Annotated in this window: 16 protein-coding genes; 7 read left to right on the forward strand and 9 right to left on the reverse strand. The window is 43.7% G+C overall.

The genetic code is table 11. The features are described from left to right. Positions 1-7: 7 nt before the first annotated feature. Together MSMAS_RS06380 and MSMAS_RS06385 are read left to right on the forward strand one after the other, a co-directional pair. Positions 8-616, forward strand: coding sequence for an MBL fold metallo-hydrolase (locus tag MSMAS_RS06380; RefSeq protein WP_011032090.1), 609 nt, complete (start codon positions 8-10; stop codon positions 614-616). Between the two features lie 326 nt (positions 617-942). After that, the gene (locus MSMAS_RS06385; protein ID WP_011032089.1) at positions 943-2259 is read left to right on the forward strand and encodes a methanogenesis marker 16 metalloprotein; all 1317 of its coding nucleotides are present in this window, start codon (positions 943-945) and stop codon (positions 2257-2259) included. Positions 2260-2327: 68 nt separating this feature from the next. On the opposite strand, the gene comE is transcribed toward MSMAS_RS06385, so the two are convergent. The 3 genes from comE to MSMAS_RS06400 all read right to left on the reverse strand — a co-directional run bounded on the left by comE (position 2328) and on the right by MSMAS_RS06400 (position 5647). Beyond that, entirely contained in the window at positions 2328-3485 is a 1158-nt protein-coding gene (gene comE / locus MSMAS_RS06390; RefSeq protein WP_011032088.1) for a sulfopyruvate decarboxylase subunit beta, read from the reverse strand. Positions 3486-3613: 128 nt separating this feature from the next. Next, a complete protein-coding gene (locus MSMAS_RS06395; RefSeq protein ID WP_011032087.1) occupies positions 3614-4864 on the reverse strand; it encodes a cysteate synthase in 1251 nt (416 codons plus the stop codon). A gap of 324 nt (positions 4865-5188) precedes the next feature. After that, positions 5189-5647 (reverse strand): hypothetical protein, encoded by a 459-nt coding sequence (locus tag MSMAS_RS06400; RefSeq protein WP_048037402.1) that lies wholly within the window; start codon positions 5645-5647, stop codon positions 5189-5191. A 192-nt stretch (positions 5648-5839) separates the two neighbouring features. Here MSMAS_RS06400 and MSMAS_RS06405 point away from each other — a divergent pair, with 192 nt between their 5' ends. Continuing rightward, positions 5840-6049 (forward strand): zinc ribbon domain-containing protein, encoded by a 210-nt coding sequence (locus MSMAS_RS06405; protein WP_015410885.1) that lies wholly within the window; start codon positions 5840-5842, stop codon positions 6047-6049. Positions 6050-6383: 334 nt separating this feature from the next. On the opposite strand, the gene MSMAS_RS06410 is transcribed toward MSMAS_RS06405, so the two are convergent. After that, positions 6384-7154, reverse strand: coding sequence for a tetratricopeptide repeat protein (locus MSMAS_RS06410; RefSeq protein WP_011032085.1), 771 nt, complete (start codon positions 7152-7154; stop codon positions 6384-6386). A gap of 227 nt (positions 7155-7381) precedes the next feature. Between MSMAS_RS06410 and MSMAS_RS06415 the strand changes: the two genes are divergently transcribed. Beyond that, complete coding sequence (locus MSMAS_RS06415; RefSeq protein WP_048046377.1) at positions 7382-7822, forward strand: hypothetical protein; 441 nt, start codon at positions 7382-7384, stop codon at positions 7820-7822. Between the two features lie 7 nt (positions 7823-7829). On the opposite strand, the gene MSMAS_RS06420 is transcribed toward MSMAS_RS06415, so the two are convergent. Beyond that, positions 7830-8594, reverse strand: a complete 765-nt coding sequence (locus MSMAS_RS06420) for a tetratricopeptide repeat protein (RefSeq protein ID WP_011032083.1) — start codon at positions 8592-8594, stop codon at positions 7830-7832. Between the two features lie 449 nt (positions 8595-9043). Here MSMAS_RS06420 and lonB point away from each other — a divergent pair, with 449 nt between their 5' ends. Genes lonB through MSMAS_RS06435 form a run of 3 tightly spaced genes read left to right on the forward strand, consistent with a single transcriptional unit; the run spans position 9044 to position 13769 of the window. Beyond that, the gene (gene lonB, locus MSMAS_RS06425) at positions 9044-11113 is read left to right on the forward strand and encodes an ATP-dependent protease LonB (RefSeq protein WP_011032082.1); all 2070 of its coding nucleotides are present in this window, start codon (positions 9044-9046) and stop codon (positions 11111-11113) included. Positions 11114-11115: 2 nt separating this feature from the next. Next, positions 11116-12456, forward strand: a complete 1341-nt coding sequence (locus tag MSMAS_RS06430) for a TldD/PmbA family protein (protein ID WP_015410880.1) — start codon at positions 11116-11118, stop codon at positions 12454-12456. 2 nt (positions 12457-12458) lie between these two features. After that, on the forward strand, positions 12459-13769 hold the full coding sequence (locus MSMAS_RS06435; protein WP_011032080.1) for a TldD/PmbA family protein: 1311 nt from the start codon (positions 12459-12461) through the stop codon (positions 13767-13769). A gap of 136 nt (positions 13770-13905) precedes the next feature. On the opposite strand, the gene MSMAS_RS06440 is transcribed toward MSMAS_RS06435, so the two are convergent. The 4 genes from MSMAS_RS06440 to MSMAS_RS06455 all read right to left on the reverse strand — a co-directional run bounded on the left by MSMAS_RS06440 (position 13906) and on the right by MSMAS_RS06455 (position 17558). Continuing rightward, positions 13906-14352 carry a universal stress protein gene (locus MSMAS_RS06440; RefSeq protein WP_011032079.1) on the reverse strand — a complete coding sequence of 149 codons (447 nt, stop codon included), beginning with the start codon at positions 14350-14352 and terminating at the stop codon, positions 13906-13908. A gap of 728 nt (positions 14353-15080) precedes the next feature. Then, positions 15081-16019 carry a nucleoside recognition domain-containing protein gene (locus MSMAS_RS06445; RefSeq protein ID WP_011032078.1) on the reverse strand — a complete coding sequence of 313 codons (939 nt, stop codon included), beginning with the start codon at positions 16017-16019 and terminating at the stop codon, positions 15081-15083. Between the two features lie 142 nt (positions 16020-16161). Further along, a complete protein-coding gene (locus tag MSMAS_RS06450) occupies positions 16162-16623 on the reverse strand; it encodes a universal stress protein (protein ID WP_011032077.1) in 462 nt (153 codons plus the stop codon). 392 nt (positions 16624-17015) lie between these two features. After that, positions 17016-17558, reverse strand: a complete 543-nt coding sequence (locus MSMAS_RS06455) for a 4Fe-4S dicluster domain-containing protein (RefSeq protein WP_011032076.1) — start codon at positions 17556-17558, stop codon at positions 17016-17018. Between the last annotated feature and the right edge of the window lie 5 nt (positions 17559-17563).

Below are 17563 nucleotides of genomic sequence, written 5' to 3' on the forward strand. Positions count from 1 at the left end.
AATTCTTGTGGATGCGGGACACCCTGGCAAAATCAAGAACCTCCAAATTGCTCTTGAAAGAAACCACATTAATTTTACCGATATAGTTCTGGTAGTCCTCACCCACACTCATTATGATCATGTGAGTTGCCTTGCCGAAATAAAAGAAAAGAGCGGGGCAAAAATTCTTGTTCATGCAGAGGAAAAAGAATGCCTGGAAAAGGGTACAACTCCCTTTCCTGAGGGCACTTTATGGTTCTCAAGAATCATTTCCCGGATAGGAAACACCTTCATGTTATCAAAGTCAAGATACAAGCCTGTGAGTTCTGATATTGTTGTAAGTGATGAATATGATCTGGACAGGTATATCCCTCACGCAAAAATCATCTCAACTCCAGGCCATACTGCAGGCTCTATCAGTCTTGTTATTAAAAATGAGGTTGCATTCGTTGGTGATACTCTTTTTAATGTCATCCCAGGGACAATTTTCCCTCCTTTTGCAGATGATGTACCTAAACTTTTAAAGAGCTGGGAGGTATTGATTGATTCGGGGTGCAGGACATTTTATCCAGGTCATGGCAGACCCTTAACTTTCAAGAAATTAAAAGATTCCTATGGGAAAATGATTAAAAAATGATAACTGGCACCCTTATTTATATTTGCATTTATGGCTTAATTAACCGGGCAGTGTATTAGAAATTAAAAAAACGAAGCCTTTTCTTCTTACCCTTTAGATTCTTCTTATTCTGATTTTGTTCACCTTTTAATTCTGCTCATTCTTCTAATATAGTGCTTCGATTTCCTGAGTATCATCAGTTTTCCGAATAAACACCAATTTTCCCATCTGGCTGAATACACTCCCATGTACCCTGCATCCAGTTAACCTGTCTCTAAATGAATGGTAAATAGATGGCATCATTCCATCTAAAATATGATGAATACGTTATCTGCGCTGAGGGTAACATGAACGGAGCATCTGCTAATATAGAAGAACACAGGACTATCCTGGAAATTCAGGCAAAAATTGATGCCGGAGAAGCCGTAGTCTTTACAGCTGAAGAAATCAGCTCCAGGATCAGGGCAGGAGAAGAAATAGGGCTCGAAGATGTCGATGTTGTAACCACCGCCACCCGCGGAATCATGAGCGGAACTTATGCAGTTTTCTCATTCAAAGTCTCAGAACCTGACTCTTTTATAAAAGCTTCTGAAGTTTTTCTGAACGGTGTGCCGGCAGTTGTTGGGCCGTGCCCCAACGAAAGGCTCGGGGTTCTTGACATTATAGTACTCGGGACAGCTCACAGTGTATCAGATCCCCGTTATGGAGGTGGGCATCTTTTCCGGGACATGGTGGAAGGAAAAATCATTCGCGTTGACGTAACCACAAATGAAGGCAAGTGTTTCTCCGTAGAGACCTGCCTTTCTGAAATCCCATTTGCACGTCTTTATGCAACCAGACATGCATTTAAAAATTACAGAGCGTTTGTAAATCCCGGTAAGGACCCTATCGACACTATTTTCCATGCCCTGCCTTTTGAAGGGGAGTTCAGGGAGATGACTTTCTGCGGTTGCGGAGAGTTGAACCCCATTGAAAACGTCCCCGGACTCGAGACAATAGGGATCGGGACAAGAGTTCTGATCAACGGGGCTGAAGGTTTTGTCACAGGCCAGGGCACTCGCAGCGTTCCTGATAACCCCAACCTTACCGGTTTTGCGGATCTTCATGATATGGTCCCTGAGTACATGGGCGGCTTTGTAACTTCTGGAGGCCCTGAAATTATCAATACGTGGGCTGTCCCCATCCCTGTACTTTCCAGGAGTATGCTGGAAAATATCCTTAAACTGGACAGCCAGATCCCGCTCAAACTGGTGGACCTGGCGGGCAGGATTCCCCTTTGCGATATAACATACGGGGACGTCTGGGATAACGCAGACCTGAGAGTAAAGTACGATCCAGGAAAATGTATTAACTGCAAGGTTTGCCCTGTGGCTGAGGCGTGTCCAATGGGCGCAGTAAGCAAAGGAGAAAACGGAGCTGAACATAACCCTGAACTCTGCTTTAACTGCGGGCTCTGTATTTCAAGGTGCAGAGGGGAAGCCTTCAGGGCAAACCTGGGTACTGTCAGATGTGAAGCCGGAGGTTGTCTCAGAGATATCAAGGTAACTCTGCGCCAGTCTGACCGTGCAAGGGCAGTAAAAGCCGCACAGGAACTTAAAGAACAGCTTCTTACGGGAAGGTTCAGGCTCACAGAACCGGTTGAGAAAATAAGCTGGAGAGAATAAAGGGTTAAAGAATAAAGCTTGAGAGATTAACCCCTGATCAAATCTCAATAAGCCTGAATCAAACCCTTTTAATTCTTTTTTGCTTCAAGGGCTTCTTTGAATCGCTTTGCGGCACCTTCGGGGCTCAGTGGAATGTTTGGAGCGTTTGTATTTCCCGGCTTCAGGATTACGTGGATCAAAGCCAGCTCTTTCATGTCTCTAAACTTTTTGAATATTTTTATCAGTTCTTCTCTGGCATTTACTTTGGCTGTGTTTGTGATCCCGCAGGCGTTTGCAAATATTTCGAGGTCAATGTACCTGAGAGCGCAGGTTTCCTGGGAACCTGTAGACCCGTAGGCGCCGTTATCAAGGGCAATAATAATGAGGTTTTTCGGGGATTCTTTTGCAATCTCAAGAAGGGCATTTGGGTTCATAAGCAGGCTTCCGTCTCCGTCAAAAGCGACAACTGTTTTTTCGGAACGGAGGGCAATTCCCATACCTATGGAAGAGACAAGCCCCATTGAGCCAAACATATAGAAATTAAGGTCCCTGTCTTTACAGGCATAAAGTTCCTTGCAGGGGACTCCCAGGTTTGTTACAGTAACTTCGTCATCAAGCTCTGAAGCTATTGCGCAGATGGCATCGTTTCTCAGCATTACCGGCTTGAGGACCTCTTTTTTGAGGAAAATACTGCATGTCCTTTCCATAACCTCCGGCTTTTCTGGCATTCCTGCACCCTGCCAGGCGCAGCACTCTGAAGCTTCCCAGACTTTTGGGGAGATCAGGGCTATATGGGGCCTGGAATTTTCAAAGGCGTCACTGATTACATTTTCAATCTGGTGGAGTTTTTCAACCTCATCGATTATTGTGTATGCAAGCCCTGCCCCTTCAAGAATCGCAGGCAGGTGGACTCCGAGAGGAACCTGGGCTTCAATTGCTTCTTTGTAAACACCACGCCAGCTCGTCAGGACAGGCAGGGGTATTTTACAGGTCACGTTCAGGGATTCAAGGGCATTGATCATATTCCCCAGCCCTGTGCTTTGAATCAGCATTAAGGGCTTTCCGCCTGCAAGATAGAACCCGGCGCAAATTCCCACCCCGTTTTCTTCCCTTGTCATCTTGATTTCTGGAAAATTTTTTGAGACCAGGGGAAGCAGATTTTTAATCCTGTCACAGGGCAGGGTTGCCACGAGGTCAATCCCTGCTTTTTTCATGAGTGTTATTACTTCTTCTTCCGGGTTTAACATGCCTATACCTTCTGACGTGCTTATGCTTATGAGTATTCTGAGCCTGTTTTTCTTACAGGTTTCTATTAACAGATTTACACAGATTTTTGTTATGTTTTTTGAAATTTGATTCCGGATGTAATGGAAGTTCAAATCTTCAGTTCATCAAGTGAGACTTCAGAACTGCTGACCGTAACCTCAGGTTCAACCTGGAATAGCGTAAAGTCTTCTTTCAGCCGCTTAAAACCTCCGCCTGCAATATTAAGGAGAATGACATCGTCTTTTTCCACGTTTCCGGCTTCTACGGCTTTTAACAGGGAAGCAGCCGCAACTGCGGAAGGTTCCAGGATGTCTATCCCTTCGAGGGACTCAAAAAGGGCTTTTGCTTCAAGGGCCTCTTCTCTTGTGATGGCATACATTATCCCGTCCGTGTCGACAAGTGCATCATATAGCCCTCCAGTTATGGAATAGGGAGGAGCCCTGTTGGTGAGAACTGTAGCATATGTCTCTTCTATCTGCTTTTTTGCATCCTTCATGTCAATGTCAGGGATGATTTCCCTTCTTCCTGCCTTCCAGGCATTGTACATGGGAACAAATGGGAGGTTCTGGGCAAGCTGGAGTTTTGGAAGCTTTGAGCCGAAACGCCCGTCGTCCCTGAGCCGCAGTGAAGCTTCCCATGCTGACATTCCTCCCGTACCGCTCCCTACAGCCTGGAAATAGTGGTCAGGCATTTTTCCTATGGTCACGGCTGCATCAAGCATTACAGTTCCCATCCCTTCCCTTCTGGCAACGTTTCTTGCCCCTCCTTCAGGAACCATTCCCGGGAGTTTTGCAAGCCTGCCTGCAAGGTTGATAGCATCTGTGTAATCATTACCCGGAGTCATGCTGATAAGATGAATGGAATTAGCAGGTTCTTCAGGAAGCCAGATGCTCGAAACGCCTGAATCCGGGACCACTATATAAGCGTCCGTGCCTGTAAGGGACGAAGAATATGCAAAAGCTCTTCCAGTGTTGCCTGCAGAGGCAAGAACTATGGCTTTTCCGCCTGACTCTTTCAGAAGCTGCATTGTAGGGTGGGCTTCCAGTTCTTTGAAACTGCAGGTTTTAATTAATGCTTCTCTTTCGGGCCAGTACCCGCTGAACCCTATATACAGGTTGGAAAGCCCGAGTTCCTTTGCGAGAGCTTCGCTTTTGTAAGTGATTGGCCCCGCTTCTGTGGTAAGCTCTTCCTGTACAGGGAGCCAGGAATGGAATCTCCCTATTCCGGGCTGGTCTCTAAGTTCCAGCTTTTTTTCAAAGTAATCCGCCCTCAAAAGGGAGTCGTCATTATCACAGGTTAACCTGTATTCCTGTCCGTATTCCCTTCCGCATTTCAGACATTTTAATGTGAATCTTCCCATTGCTATCAAAGAAAATTGGGTTTCTTTTACTAAATATATGTTCCTGAAACATCCGCTTTATATCCTTTATGTGATATTTTTTATTATTAGTTTCCTATTTGAGCTATTTGATTTCGGAGAATGGAAGAAATAAACGCAAATAAATGTAAGAAAAATAAGAAGCTTGAATTAAATAAATCATATAAAGAAATTGTATAAAGAAACTATCTAAAGAAACCAAATAAAGGAATCATACAAATAAATCATAAAAATCATATAAACGAATCATAAATGAAATTGAATTAGTGGACGGCAGGACCGCCACTGAAAATCCAGACTATAATTTCAAACATAGAATATGTCTGGAGTAGCCCTGGCATATTCTATATTTTGCCTTGTCCTGTCGGGATAGACAAGGGTGAGTATATCCGGCTGTATTCCCAGTTCTCTTGAGTCGTGAAGGTAGTATTCATCGTCATGTCTGGAAATGTCGTTTACGTGGATTAATGCACTGGATCTGCCTATCCTGCGGACCTCTATATTTTCAAAATCAAAAAATATATCCTTTATTTTTGGCTCCAGATGCTTGCTCCCGAACATGAACATATAAACCTGGGCAAAAGGGCTCAGATGGTATTTTATCTGGACATTCGCATCCGTCCTGTTAAATTCAATCACCATAGTGTCAATATGGATGTAATTCCCTTCCCCGAACTGCTCCGAGTCTTCTCCCGGTGAGATTTTTGCAGCCATTAAAGCAGCCGAGATTATCAGGGCGATTGTAATTATAGCTTTTACTTTCATGTGTGTAACGCTGTATTGGTTTTCTTTTCTAATATATTTATTTCTTAAAAATTGTAAGCCTATTAAGGAATCTCTCCTGCACCTGCAGTTCTGCAATAACATTAAATAGCGTAAAAATAAAGCTATTCCATACTTCAAACTATCTAAAAATAAATGTGAGAATAAAAGTGAGAATAAAAATGAGGCTGAAAAATGAGCAAAAACATTAACTTCGTCTGCCCGAAATGCGGAAACAGCTCCTACGACATCGGTGAGATCCGCACAACAGGTGGCTTGATCAGCAAGCTTCTCGATATTCAGAATAAAAAATTTACCCATATCACCTGCAAGCGCTGCAAATACACAGAATTCTACCAGGCTGACAGCAGCATGCTCGGAAACATTTTTGATCTTTTCACGTAAAATTTGCAAGTTATGGAGTTTTCAGCGCCCGAGTCCCGTCTCGCCCGAGTCCCGTCTCGCCCGAATTGCGCCTCGGGAGTCCGCTGTCCTTTTCACTCGCTTCGCTCGTTCAAGAGGACTAATTAAAATATTATAACAGTAAGTTTTAGTAAGAAAGCAAAATAATCAAAAAAAGCTCTGACCCCTGCAACAATATTCGCTATTTCGTGTCTTTTTTGTTACGCTCGATGGAGACAATGTTTGTTTTATAAACTCTTATATATAAAAAATTCATGTATGTAAAAAGAGAAACGTTTCTTTGAAGATTTATTCGATTTGCTTCAGAAATCATGTTTCAAATCTTTTCAAGCTTTTCCCGCCTGAGGCTAATTTCTTCCTTGAGCTTCTGATCTCTGGGGTCTTTTTTGCTCAGGATTTCCAGGATTTCAAGAGATTCTTTGAAGTTCTTTTTTGCCGCTTCTTTTTGCTCTTTTTGAGAAAAGAGAATTCCAAGGTTGTTAAGGGTCATTTCTTTATCTGAGAGGTATTCCGTATCTTCAGGGTAGTTTTGAAGGAGCTTTTCATATATTTCCAGGGCTTTTTCGTATTTTTCTTTTGCTTCTTCTATCTGTCCCACGCTAAAAAGCAGTTCCCCGAGATTGTTGAGGGTATTTCCTGCATACATTTGATAAAAGGTGTTTTCCGGGTGGGAATCAAGAAGCTTCTGGCAGATCTCAAGTCCGGTCTCATAGCATTGTTTCGATAGGATAAAGTTGCCAGCTCTCTGAAAAATATTGCCGAGGTTTCCGATATTGTTGAGGTTAAGACGGATGGTGTCTTTATAGAGTTCGTTTCCCGGGTCTTCTGAGAGCAGTTTATAGCTGATTTTTAAGGAAAAAACGTAAGTATCCAGAGCTTCTTCAAGCCTGCCAAGGGACTGAAGGATCTGACCCCTCGCTTTTAAGGTGTGGAACAAAATAGCGTCACTTTTTGCTTCCTGTGCGGCATTTTCAGCTTTCTGGAGCGCTTCAAGGGATTCTTCGGGCTTTCCTTCCTGCATCAGGTCAATTGTTCTGTTAAAATGTTTTACTGCTTCTTCTCTCAGTCTATCGGGCTTCTCAGGCATATTAAAAAAAGGACTTTTATTGCCTTATAGATTATGTTATCGAATTCGTTTTTTCTTCCTGTTCCTTTCTTTTCCCAACTTTTTATATATTATTAAAAACTATATAATAAATATAACAGGTATTAAAGTTTTAATAGATATTGGAGTTTTATACCTTTCTTAAACGCGAGTTTTCTGGATATTTTACTGTTCATCTACATTGAAGGGGTACTTACAGGCAGGGCAGTATGGATCGGGAGACAGAGAAAGAGAAAATGGACAGAAGTTCATACAGGACTGGCAGTAAGGCTGATGGAAAAGGCAGGTATGAAAAATTCTTAATTACATTAATCGGAATCCTGCTCGCGGCTATCTTTTTCTATACCCTTTACATAGGTCAGCTTCTCTGGGGTATAATCATTGATATCCTTATCTTGAGGATTTACTTCCTTGTGCAGCAGGAAAGGCGTTATTTCACCGAATGCGACCTGAACGAGGATGAAGCCGGAACTCCTCACGACCCCGGAACAAAGAGAAAGGTCAGGCTTGCAAATATCCTGATCACTTTATTTGTTCTCGGGCTTGTAGTTTACTCTTATTTTACTCTCCAGTTTATATGGGGGGTGGTCGTCGGGCTGATGGTTCTCCTTTATGTTCACATGCTGCTGTTTTCCGGAAAAAACCTTTGAAGGACTTTCAAAGCCCTTTCAGTCTTTCCTCTGTCAGGGCGATGGCTTCTTTAACCTTCTCATTTTCAGGCTGCTGGTCCAGCAGACTTTCCTGCAATTCCAGAGCTTTTTCAAGTTTCTCTTTTGCCGCTCCAGACTCTTCAGGCACCTGATGTTTGAGGCAACCTCCTAACTGGCTGAGCGCGACTGAAAGTTCTGCCTGATAACCGAGGTTGTCGGGCTTCTCTTTATAAAGTTTTTCGTAAATTTCAATAGCTTCTCTCAGGATTTCACAGGCTTTTTCGAGGGAGCCGGATTCCATAAGAAGTTCACCGTAATTGTTCAGGTTTTCTCCGGCATAAGATTGGTATACAGCATTCTGAGGGTCCTTTTTGATCAGATCAAAATAAATTTTTCGGGCTTGAGAATAATATTCGTCAGCTTTATCAATTTCGCTTTTCTTTTTCAGGAGATTTCCAGTATTGCTCAGGGTTGTACCCATGTAATGCTGGTAATCAGCATTTTCCGGGTCAGTTTTCAGGAGATCTGAACCCGCTTCAAGGGCTTTTTCATAAGCTTCAAGAGCCTGGTCGTATTCTTTTGCCGAATAGAGAATGCCCCCGCGGGTAAAAAGGATATAATAGAGAGCATCTGTTGATTTCGACTGCCTTGCAGATGTTTCGGCTTTATCCAGAGTCTCTAGAGCTTTATCCAGTTTTCCTTTCTTGATCTGGCTTACAGCACTGTGAATCTGCTTTAGAAGGAGAAGATTTTTTACCTTGCTTCTGGCCATGAAAGAGAATTCCTTCCTGTTTTTTAAATAACTGTCGATATCGATTGTGAGGCACTGGATAAACTCCTCAATACAGAGTTTCAGGTCAGGTGATGTTTATATAGGGGATATCGCATATTCATGTAAAAAATATCCTGCAAATTCTCCTGTGCATTAATTTGATATTTAATTTTTCCGTCCAGAACTTCGGATCTAATATTAACCAGCAAATAGTATATAATGAAAGGCTTCTATATACTGTATGTACAGTGGTAGGTTAATTTTATATACAGTAAGTTTATATAATTAGCCGAAGTATGGATGGGGTTACAGTAACTTCAGGAATCTGTTATTGTAACAGCCGCTTTTCCCGTTATTCTACTCAGATTTATTGTTTTTTCAAAAGCGTCAAGTATATAATCTCGATCAGATAACGTCTATCAAATAACGTTCGAATATGTGAGCTAACCATGGTGTATAATAATAATCAGAACATAGACGGATCTTCGGAGAATATGGACAGGCAGGCCCATAAAATGGAAGAGCCTGTTCCGAAAGTTGATCCGTCTGCGGCCGACCAGACAAAGGATGAGCCTAACAAGGTCATGGCCGAGTCTGAGTTACATGAAGATATAGATGAAGATGTTGACATCGGCTTCCAGTTTGAAGACACTTCAAATATAGAGGTCCCCAAGCTCCTTATTGACCAGGTGCTGGGTCAGGAACACGCAGTGGAGGTCGTGAGGAAGGCCGCCAGCCAGAGGCGTCACATCATGATGATAGGGACTCCAGGTACAGGAAAGTCCCTGCTTGCAAAAGCAATGGCAGAACTTCTTCCTAAAGAGGAGCTCAAGGATATCCTTGTATATCCCAATCTTGAGGATCTCAATAACCCCAAGATAAGAGAGGTTCCGGCCGGAAAAGGTAGAGAAATTGTCATGGCTCACAAGATGGAAGCAAGAAAGAAAGCCCAGGCACGGAACATGCTTATGATGCTCTTTGTTGTGGGTATTATTATCTATTCTTATTTCGTCTCCCAGCTTCTCTGGGGTATTATTGCAGGCATATTGATTCTCATGTTAACCCGCCAGTTCCTTCCCAAAGAGGAAATGATGATTCCGAAAATGGCGGTTTCAAATTATGATAAGGAGCACGCACCTTACATCGATGCAACCGGAGCCCACGCCGGAGCTCTGCTTGGTGATGTCAGGCACGACCCGTTCCAGTCCGGAGGGCTTGAGACCCCTGCACATGACAGGGTAGAAGCCGGAGACATTCACAAAGCCCACAAAGGTGTGCTTTTCATTGACGAAATCAACACTCTCAGGCTTGAGTCACAGCAGAGCCTCCTGACCGCGCTTCAGGAAAAGGAATACCCGATTACCGGGCAGTCCGAAAGAAGCTCCGGAGCTCTTGTTAAGACCGAGCCTGTACCCTGTGACTTTATTATGGTCTCTGCAGGGAACCTGGACGCTGTTCAGAAAATGCACCCCGCACTCAGGTCAAGGATAAAAGGTTACGGGTATGAAGTCTACATGCGGGACTCCATGGAAGACACACATGAAAACCGGAAGAAACTTGTCCGCTTCGTTGCCCAGGAAGTCATGAGAGACGGTCACATCCCTCACTTTGACGAGGGAGCTGTAGAAGAAGTGATAAGGGAAGCTAGAAGGCGTGCAGGCAGGAAAGGCCACCTTACCCTCAAACTCCGTGACCTCGGAGGGCTTGTGCGTGTTGCAGGCGATATTGCCCACTCCGAAGGCGCTCCGCTTACAACTTCCGAGCATGTTCTTGCGGCAAAGAGGATTGCAAGGTCCATAGAACAGCAGCTTGCAGACAGCTACCTCGAACAGCGCAAGGAATATGAGTCTTTCCTCAGGAAAGGTTCCGCTGTCGGAAGAGTCAACGGGCTTGCAGTTATGGGCGGAGATTCGGGAATCGTACTTCCGATTGTATCCGAAGTCACCCCTGCCCTTTCCGGAGCAGAGGGGCGAATTATTGCTACAGGTAAACTCAAGACTATTGCAAAAGAAGCTGTGCAGAACGTATCCGCAGTTATCAAGAATATGACAGGCACGGATGTCTCGCGCCATGATGTCCACATTCAGTTTGTTGGGACATATGAAGGTGTGGAAGGAGACAGTGCATCGGTTTCCATAGCAACTGCAGTAATTTCTGCCATTGAAAAGATTCCTGTGGATCAGACTGTCGCAATGACCGGTTCTCTTTCTGTAAGGGGAGATGTCCTGCCTGTTGGCGGTGTCACCTACAAGATCGAGGCAGCAGCCCAGGCCGGCATGAAGAAAGTCATCATACCCAAAGCCAACGAGGCAGATGTTCTTGTTGAAAAGGCATACAGGGAAAAGATCCAGATCATTCCTGTTTCCTCAATAGCCGAAGTAATGGAACACAGCCTTGTGGGTCCGAGAAAGAATACAATTATTGAAAAACTCAAAAATATTACAAAACTAAGTTTCGACATCCCGGAAGTATCACCCGCTTCCGTACAGGCTATTAATCTCTTCGGGTGCAGGAACTGATCATGAATAGTATTATGCAGGACATTAAATTTTATGACTGCAGGGTGATAGAAGGCAGTTCCACTTCTATCGTCCTGGATAACGGAAAGATAGAAGAAATATCCCGAAACTTCACAAAGGGGGCCGGAATAAGGGCCCTCTGCGGAGGTTCCTGGGGCTATACGGCTGTTGAAGGGGATATTAACCTTAAACGCGGGGTCGACACGGCCTCAAAACTTGCTTTTTCTATGAATGCGAGCACCCCCAAAGAAGATGTAGAACTTGCAGCCGTGGATTCTCCTGAAGTAAGGGATCTTCCTGAGGTAAGGACTAACCCTAGAGATATTGCAATTGAAGAAAAAGTAAGCCTTTTGAAGAGTATTGAAGAACACGCAAAGCTTGAAGGTGTTCACAGTACAAAGGTAATGTATCTCGAGTCTGAGTTTAAAGTTGATTACCGGAACTCCGAAGGTCTGGAATGTGAATATGAGCTTTTAAATGTCGGTTTTGCAGTCTCTGCCGTTGCTTCGGAAAACGGCGTTTATCAGGCAGGCAGGGAAAGCCGTTTCGGGTACGGTTATGAGCTTTTTGAAAACGAAAATGTTCTCGAACTTGCCGGAAAAGCGGGAAAGACCGCGCTTGAACTCTTAAAAGCTAAAACACCTAAAGGCGGGGAAATGCCTGTGGTGCTTGACCAGGAGCTGGCAGGCGTATTTGCCCATGAAGCCGTGGGGCATGCTTCAGAAGCCGACCTTGTGCTTGAAGGTGATTCCATTCTTGAAAACAGGATAGGAGAACAGATCGCATCTCCGCTTATTAACATTATTGACGACCCGACTCTGCATGAGTTTGGATATTATCCTTTTGATGCAGAAGGTTCGGAGTCAAAAAGGACTGAGATAATAAAGGACGGAATTTTTAACTCTTATCTCCACTCCCGGGAAACAGCAGCCAAACTTGGAGGAACTCCGGGAAACTGCAGGGCTCAGGGTTATTCCATGCCCGTTGTCAGGATGAGCAACACATTCATTGACAACGGAGATTCCAGGTTTGAAGAGATGCTCGAGGAAGTAAAGGACGGCATGTACCTTATAGGGTCAAGAGGCGGACAGGTAAACACCGGAGAAGGTATATTCCAGTTCAATGCCGAAAAAGGGTACCTTATAAAAAACGGAGAGCTTACCGGGCTCTTAAGGGACGTCTCTCTTTCAGGAAAGACGCTTGAAATCCTTAACCATGTGACCCTAGTCGGCAACGACCTGAAAATGACTGCCGGACGATGCGGAAAAGCCGGACAGCTTGTACCTGTGTCTGACGGGTCCCCACATATTGCCATTTCGAAAGCACTTGTAGGAGGTGCCTGAAGATGTACGAGCTTGCAGAAAAAGCCCTGAAAATGGCAGAACAGGCAGGAGCCGAAGAAGCCGAAATTTATTACGCTGCAAACCATTCTACAAGCGTCAATTTCAAAAAAGATGCCCTTGAAAGCGCAAAGGACCGTTTCTCTGAAGGGCTGGGAATTCGTGCTATAGTAAACGGAGCAGTGGGCTTTTCCAGCACCAATTCTGTAGCAGAACTCGAGAATGCCGTAAAGATTGCGGTTGCAGAAGCCCGTGTCCGGGAAAGTGACCCTGACTGGGTAGCACTTCCTTCAAACGGGAAATACCCTCAGGTCTCAGGCATTTTCGACAAAAAAGTTGAGGCTCTCAAACTCGAGGAATGCATAGGCTATGCCGTAGAACTCGTTGAAGGTACAAAAGAGACTCCAGGCACGCTTCCTACCTCTGGAGGGTTTACCCGTTCTAAGAGCAAAAGGCTTATCCTGAACACAAACGGGATAGAAATAGAAGAGGAGTCAACAGCAGTTTCCGGTTTTGTCGATGTTATCACCGTAAACGGAGATACCTCTACAGCCTATGACTTTGCTGTTTCCCGGTCTCTTGATATTGATTTTTTTGTTCTCGGGAAAAACGCTTCTGACCTTGCCCTGAAATCCAGAAGTGGAATAAAAATCGAGCCCCAGAAAACCGATGTTATTTTTCACCCATTTGCCTTTTCTGACATTCTTGAAGAAGCCCTCGCTCCCTCTCTTGACGCTGACAATGTGCAAAAAGGACGTTCCGGCCTGATAGAAAAGCTCGGGGATGAAATTGCTGTTTCCGAACTGTGCATTTACGACGATGGGCTGATTGAAGCAGGCATAGAAACCTCAGCTTCGGATGACGAAGGAGTTCCTTCTCAGCACACCACAGTTATTGAAAACGGCGTCCTTAAGTCCTACCTCTATGACAGCTACACGGCAGGAAAAGCCGGTGTGAAAAGTACAGGAAACGGTTCAAGGTCATCTTATACAAGCCCTCCTTCGGTGGGGCTCAGGAACTTCATAATCGATTATCCTCAGGAGGACGTTATTGCAAATACTTCCTCAGGGATTTTCGTAAACACAATTATCGGCGCTCATACCGCAAACTCGATTTCCGGGGACTTTTCCGTAGAAGCCAGAAATGCCTTTACAATCAAAGACGGAGCCCTGGATAAGCCTGTAAAATCTATTATGATTTCGGGCAATGCTTTCGAGCTCCTTAAGAACATCACAGGTGCAGGCCTGGACGTGAGGAAAGTTGGTGGCATAATCACGCCCTCTATCCGGGTCTCCGGTCTGAGTGTAATCGGATAAAACAGTATTTTTAATATCTGAGCCATTGCAGTCAGTTTTTTCTGTCTTCAAAGGCTCAGATTTCAGCTAACTTCAGATTTAAACTCTGAAGCCCTCTTTTTTTATTTAATTCCTTATCTATCAGCTTTTATTTCTGTTAGGGGTTTTCTTCTCTTACCACAAGTACAGGTGTCTTTGAATGCCTCACCACTTTTTCGGCTACGCTGCCAAGCAGGAACCTGTCAAGTCCGGTTTTTCCGAGTGTCCCCATTACGATCATTTCAGTGCCCTGCTGTTCTGCAAACTCCACAATTTTATCTGCAGGGTTCCCTTCAAGCAGTACGGATTCCACCTCTACTCCGGCAGCTTTTGCGCTCTCTTCCACAAAACGGGTAGCCTGTTCGCCTTCCTTCCTGAAATGCTCCATAGCAGCTCTTTCCCAGCCGAAGTCTCGCGGAGAACGGGTTGCTGCAACTATAACGTACACAGCGTAAAGTTTAGCTCCGCTCAGCCTTGCTATTTCAACGGCAGTCTCAACTGCTTTTTTTACAAGCTCGGAACCATCGGTTGCAACCATTATTTTTTTAAAAGTTTCTTCTCTCATGCCATATCCCTCAATTTTATTCTCTTTTAAGCCTTATAAGATCCGTTTTTCTATAGAAGGCTCATGATGGCTATGTTTTCTTTCCAGTTCTAATATTCTGTGTGTATATATTTATTTCATATTATAGTGTGGCAATTATCGTTTAAATCTCTTTTTAGTATAATCTAAAATGATTGGAATCTTTTTATGCCAGGATTAGTATTATTACAAAAAGATAATGGTTATGAAATTACATAACTCTTTTAATTTAATTTTTAATCAATTTTTCTTTTATTCTCTCTTTTCATCCAGGACAGGCAATGACATTCCTGTTCATATTAATATCATTTTCTGTTTAATTAGTCATATAAGGAAAGAATATCTGAAAATTTAGTATTTTTTTTCTATTTATGGTACAAAAAGGCATTGTATTTTTTTGTGCCAAAAACTTTATATATTGCTTACTCCTCTGTTGAGCTTGGTGAACGGGCCAAGCTCAAAATCAAATATTATTGCTCATAATTAAATCCAACATATTTTAACCTCCTTCAAAAAACCCCGTTCACTAACTTGCTTTTAATATTTTTTTAAGTATATACAACTAAACTTTAGTTCAGTTTTATCCATCTGTCTTTCCTTTCTTGTGATCTTCACTTAATTATTTTAACATTTTTATATCCTGAGGCTCTTTTGAGAAAATATTTATTTGATACAACTTGACAATTATTTTTAAAACCCATTTGTTATTTTCAGGAAACCATACTGAGCAGTATTAGCAGAATTGCAAACCTTACAAGTATACTTATTGATGTCGAATATGCAACAATCTGAACTCCAAGGCGCGTCCCGAAAATAGCTACCTTCCTCGGGAGCTGGCTGCGGATAGCAAAAATCGGGAGCATGAACATGCTGCCCAGCATAAGTACGATCATTGCCTGTACCTCTGTCATCTCTCCCGAATGGATCATGGGTCCGAGAAGGGAAATTCCCAGAATGGGGCTCGCTACGTAACTTGTAAGAGGGACAATTGTCTCCGGCGGGATTTTAAACAGCTCTGCAAGAGGAAGCACACTGAAAATTTCGAAAGCTCCCTTTTCCTGAAGGATGAAAATAACCGTGGTTGCTATAAGGTAAATTCCTGCTATCTTCAGAAAGAGCCTGAACTCTTTCCTGAATGCACGCTCAAAAGCAGTCTTCAGGGACACTTTTTCTCTGCTCCGGGTTTCAGGGGCTTTACAGGAATTGCCCTTAAGAAATATCCTGCTCGCAACCGCAATAAGCAGAACTTTTACCACGGCAGTGAACACAAATACAAGAGAGTAAAATCCTCCGACCACAAGCCCGAGTGCGGGAAGCACTATAGGGATCTGATAGGTGAAAAGTTCCCTGAAATAGGCAGGTGTCGCATTCATCATCGAACATAGAAGGACTTCCCTGTCGTTGATGCAGTTTTCTTTTTTTGCCTGAAGAAGCATGCTGTTTGCGGCATCTGCAGACCCTATTGCCACGACAAAAGAAGAAGCACAGGTCTCAGGAAGGTTCGTATAGGCAAAAACAGGGCTTGCAAGTTTTGAAAATTTCTGCATCAGGCCAAGCTCTACAAGTACACTGGTGCCTACAAGCCCGACAAAAATCATTACAAGCACAGGAAGCGCAAAATCCAGTACGCTGAGAAAGAGTTCTATCATTGAAAGACATTTGGACCGGGCAGGTAAATCAATCTATCCCGAAAAAGTTCGGAGCTCCTGCCCGGAAACCTTTCGCTTTATGTTTTTACACATGGAGTTTCTGCATATGCCGCCTGTTTTTGTGTCCGGTACGTATGCTTCATCACTCTGTTTCCAATTCTTTTACGACCAGTACGGCTTTTCTGGAATGCCTCACCACGTTCTGAGCAACGCTTCCGAGTAAAAACCTCTCAATTCCCGTCTTTCCCAGTGTTCCCAGTACTATGAGGTCGATATTATTTTTTTCCGCGAAATCGACAATTTCATTTGCCGGGCCCCCTTCAAGAATAACGGGTTCAACATCCACATCAGCAGCTTTTCCGGCAGTTTCCACATAAGCTGTCGCTTCTACCCCCTCAGCATTTAACTGCTCTTTCATTGCTCTTTCCCATCCAAGGTCTCTGGGATGGCCAAACGTATACCCTCCACCGGCAGCAACAACATATACTGCATAAAGTTTTGCCCTGCTAAGCTTTGCAAGTTCAACAGCGGTACTGACAGCTTTTTTTACATTTTCCGAGCCATCTGTTGCGACCATTATTTTTCTGTAAAGATTACTGTTCATACCTGACTCCCTTTTTCAGTTCTTTATATTAATATCACGATAATCCTTTATATAGTATCATTCATGGAGGCTAACCGGATAAGAGAGATCAAACTCCTTTCAGGATTTATCAGAAAAAAAGAACCAGGATTACAGGAAGGACTAATCTACTTGTTTGAATCTACTCGTTTGAATCTACTCGTTTGCTGGAGAAGTTGAAAAAACCTTTCTGATCGCCTCTGGAGAAATCTATCAGCAGGTAAGTAGCATCAACCAGGCACCAGCAGAAACCCTGTACTCCATCTGAGAGAATATCCGGCTACTTTACTGTTTCACGACGAAAAATAAAACCTGGAAAACCCATTACCATAAATGATGTTTTCCAGTATATTTTTTAATTTGCCCTGGAGTTTTCAGAAATAGCTAAAAGCCTTTGTTTCCGGATGCCTCTTTATATCCAGAAATACAAGAGCGTGTGTTGGGCAGGCTTCAACACATGCAGGTAATTCCCTTTCCCCGCATAGATCACATCTTACAATTGTCCCTTCTTCAGTCTGCCTGTCGATTACTCCATAGTTGTGTGACATGGAAGAGCTCCAGCACCCTGAAACAAGGAGTAAGAGATACAGGGGCGAAAAACGGGTGCATACAGTAGAACATTTCCAGCAGTCCACGCAAAGCTCATTATTGTGATTTACAGTACCTGTTACTGTGTCCTTGGAAAGAGCTTTTGTGGGGCAAACCGAAACGCAGGGTGCATCCTCGCAGTGACGGCAGGAGATAGGAACTGAGGCTTCAAGTGCGTGGATGTATTCAACAGAGATGCGTTTTTTCGGGACTTTTTCTTCTCCTAAAGCCTGGAAAAGGTTCTTGCTTTTTGAATGGGAAACAGCACAGGCAACCTCACAGGAGCGGCAGCCCATGCAGCGTTCCGGCAGGATGATCACGTCTTTCATTACGT

The organism is Methanosarcina mazei S-6 (genome assembly GCF_000970205.1).
Classification (GTDB): Archaea; Halobacteriota; Methanosarcinia; order Methanosarcinales; family Methanosarcinaceae; genus Methanosarcina; species Methanosarcina mazei.